Source organism: Pinirhizobacter sp., assembly GCF_035317885.1.
In the GTDB taxonomy this organism is placed as follows: Bacteria; Pseudomonadota; Gammaproteobacteria; order Xanthomonadales; family Rhodanobacteraceae; genus Pinirhizobacter.
In genome coordinates this window covers 1-2,700 of record NZ_DATHFX010000188.1, presented here as the reverse complement: position 1 = coordinate 2,700, position 2,700 = coordinate 1, and the positions used below count along the sequence as shown (strand labels likewise).

The following is a 2,700-nucleotide window of genomic DNA, read 5'->3' as shown; positions in this document are numbered from 1 at the left end:
GGGTTCTCCCTTGTGCGGATGCTCGGGTCCGTAGCAAACCCGTGCCTGGAGGCGGCCCGATGGTGAAGCAAGGCAAGCCGACTCTTTACGACGAGGCATTCGAACACGACAGCTGCGGTTTCGGGCTGGTCGCGCAGGTGGACGGCAAGCCGTCCGCCGCGTTGGTGGACACCGCGTTCTCGGCGCTGGGCAAACTTTCCCATCGCGGCGGCGTCAATGCCGACGGCATCAGCGGCGATGGCTGCGGCGTGCTCGTGCATGGCGCGAAGCCCTGGCTACGGGCCCTGGCGGCCGAGGCCGGGATCATCGTGGGCGAGCGCTTCGCCGCGGGCCTGGTGTTCGACGATCGCGCCGGCGATGCCGTCGCGGCATCGGTGCTGGAAGAAAAACTCAAGGCCGCCGGCCTTACCATCGCCGGCTGGCGCGACGTGCCGGTCAATGCCGATGCCTGCGGTCCACTGGCCGCGGCCGAAATGCCGCGCGTGCGCCAGGTGTTCGTCAACGCCGGTGAAGTCCACGACGACGCCACCTTCGAGCGCGCGCTGTTCCGCGCCCGCCGGCTTGCCGAAGTGGACCTCGTCGACCATGAGGCCTTCTACGTGGTGTCGCTGTCGGTGCACGTGGTGGGCTACAAGGCGATGGCAGCGCCCGGCCGCTTGCGCGATGTCTACGCGGACCTGCGTCACCCGGACTTAAGTGCCGATGCGGTGGTCTTCCACCAGCGCTTCTCCACCAATACCTCGCCGCAGTGGCGCCTGGCCCAGCCGTTCCGCTTCCTGGCGCACAACGGCGAGATCAATACCATCCGCGCCAACCGTCGCTGGATGCTGTCGCGTTCCTCGGTGATGCGCTCGCCACTGGTGGACCTGGAAGGCATCGGCCCGCTGGTGCGCCAGAAGGGTTCGGATTCGGAAAGCCTCGACAACGCCCTGGAAGTGCTGCTGGCCGGTGGCATGGACCTCTTGAGCGCGATGAAGGTGCTGGTGCCGCCTGCCTACGCCGCACGCGAGAACCTCGACGAAGACCTCGCCGCCTTCTACGAGTACTACGCGCTGCACTCCGAGCCCTGGGACGGCCCCGCGGGCCTGGTGATCTGCGACGGGCAGTACGCCGCCTGCACGCTCGATCGAAACGGCCTGCGCCCTGCACGCTGGGCGCTCTCCGACGACAACCACCTGATCGTGGCGTCCGAGGCAGGCCTGTGGGACGTGCCGTCCTCGCGCGTGGTGGCCAAGGGCCGCCTGGCGCCGGGTGAGATGATCGCCGTGGACTTCGCCAACAAGCGCCTCCTGCACGATGCCGACATCGACGCCATCAACCGCGCCCGCGCGCCGTTCCGCGAATGGCTGCGCGAGGGCGTGGTGTACCTCGAATCCGACCTGATCGACCCGAACCTCGCCGCCGAGCCGTTGCCGGCTGACGAACTCAAGCGCTACCAGAAGCTCTACGGCCTCACCCGCGAGGAAACCGAGTCGGTGCTGAAGGTGCTGGCCGAGACCGAGGCCGAGGCCACCGGTTCCATGGGCGACGACACGCCGATGGCGGCGATGTCCGGGCATGTGCGTCCGTTGTTCGACCGCTTCCGCCAGGGCTTCGCCCAGGTTACCAACCCGCCGATCGATCCGCTGCGCGAGCGGCTGGTGATGTCGCTGGTCACGCAGATCGGCCAGGAAGGAAACATCTTCGACCTCGGTCCGGAGAACGCCCGCCAGGTGCTGCTCAATTCACCGATCCTGTCGCAACGCAAGCTGCGGCAGATCCTGGCGATGGAGCAATACGCCGACACGCCGCGCTTCGACCTCATGTATGGCGAGGGACAGACCCTCGAAGGCGCGCTGCGCAAGCTATGCGACGACGTCGAGGCCGCCGTGCGCAACGGCGTGCAGGTGGTGTTCCTGTCCGACCGCTACCCGCGCCGGGAGCTGACCCCCATCCACTCGCTGCTTGCCACCGGTGCGGTGCATGCGCGCCTGGTGGAAACGGGCCTGCGCTGCCAGTGCAACATCATGGTGGAGACGGCCACGCCGCGCGATCCACACCAGTTCGCATGCCTCATCGGTTTCGGCGCCACGGCGATCTATCCGTGGCTGGCCTACCAGAGCCTGTTCGACCTGGGTCGAAGCGGCCACATCCGCAAGAACGACGGCGCCCCGCGCGAGATCGGCCGCGACTACCGCCGTGGCGTACGCAAGGGCCTGTTGAAGATCCTCTCGAAGATGGGCATTTCCACCGTCGCCGGCTACCGCGGCGCGCAGCTCTTCGAGATCGTCGGCCTGGACGATGCCGTGGTGGAACTGTGCTTCCCCGGCACACCTTCGCGCGTGGGTGGCGCCACCTTCGCCGATCTGGATGCCGAGCAGCGCACGCTGGCCGGCGAGGCCTGGAACGACATGGCCGGCCTTCGCCCGGGTGGCCTGTACAAGTACATCCACGGCGGCGAATACCACATGTACAACCCCGATGTGATCGCCAGCCTGCAGGTGGCGGTGCGCACGGGTTTGATGAGCGACTACCGGCGCTACGCACAGTTCGTCGATGGCCGTCCGCCGTCGGCGTTGCGCGACCTGCTGCACCCTGTGGCAGGCACGCCCGTACCGCTGGACGAAGTGGAACCGGTGGAAACCATCCTCAAGCGCTTCGATTCGGCCGGCATGTCGCTGGGTGCGTTGTCGCCCGAGGCGCACGAAGCGCTGGCCATCG

The 2,700-nt window shown here is 67.6% G+C and carries 1 protein-coding gene; it reads left to right on the top strand.

Annotated features, from left to right (window positions below; translation table 11 throughout):
* Positions 1–59 precede the first annotated feature (59 nt).
* On the top strand, positions 60–2,700 hold a 2,641-nt coding region (gltB, locus tag VK519_RS05925), incomplete at its 3' end, for a glutamate synthase large subunit (RefSeq protein WP_324348201.1).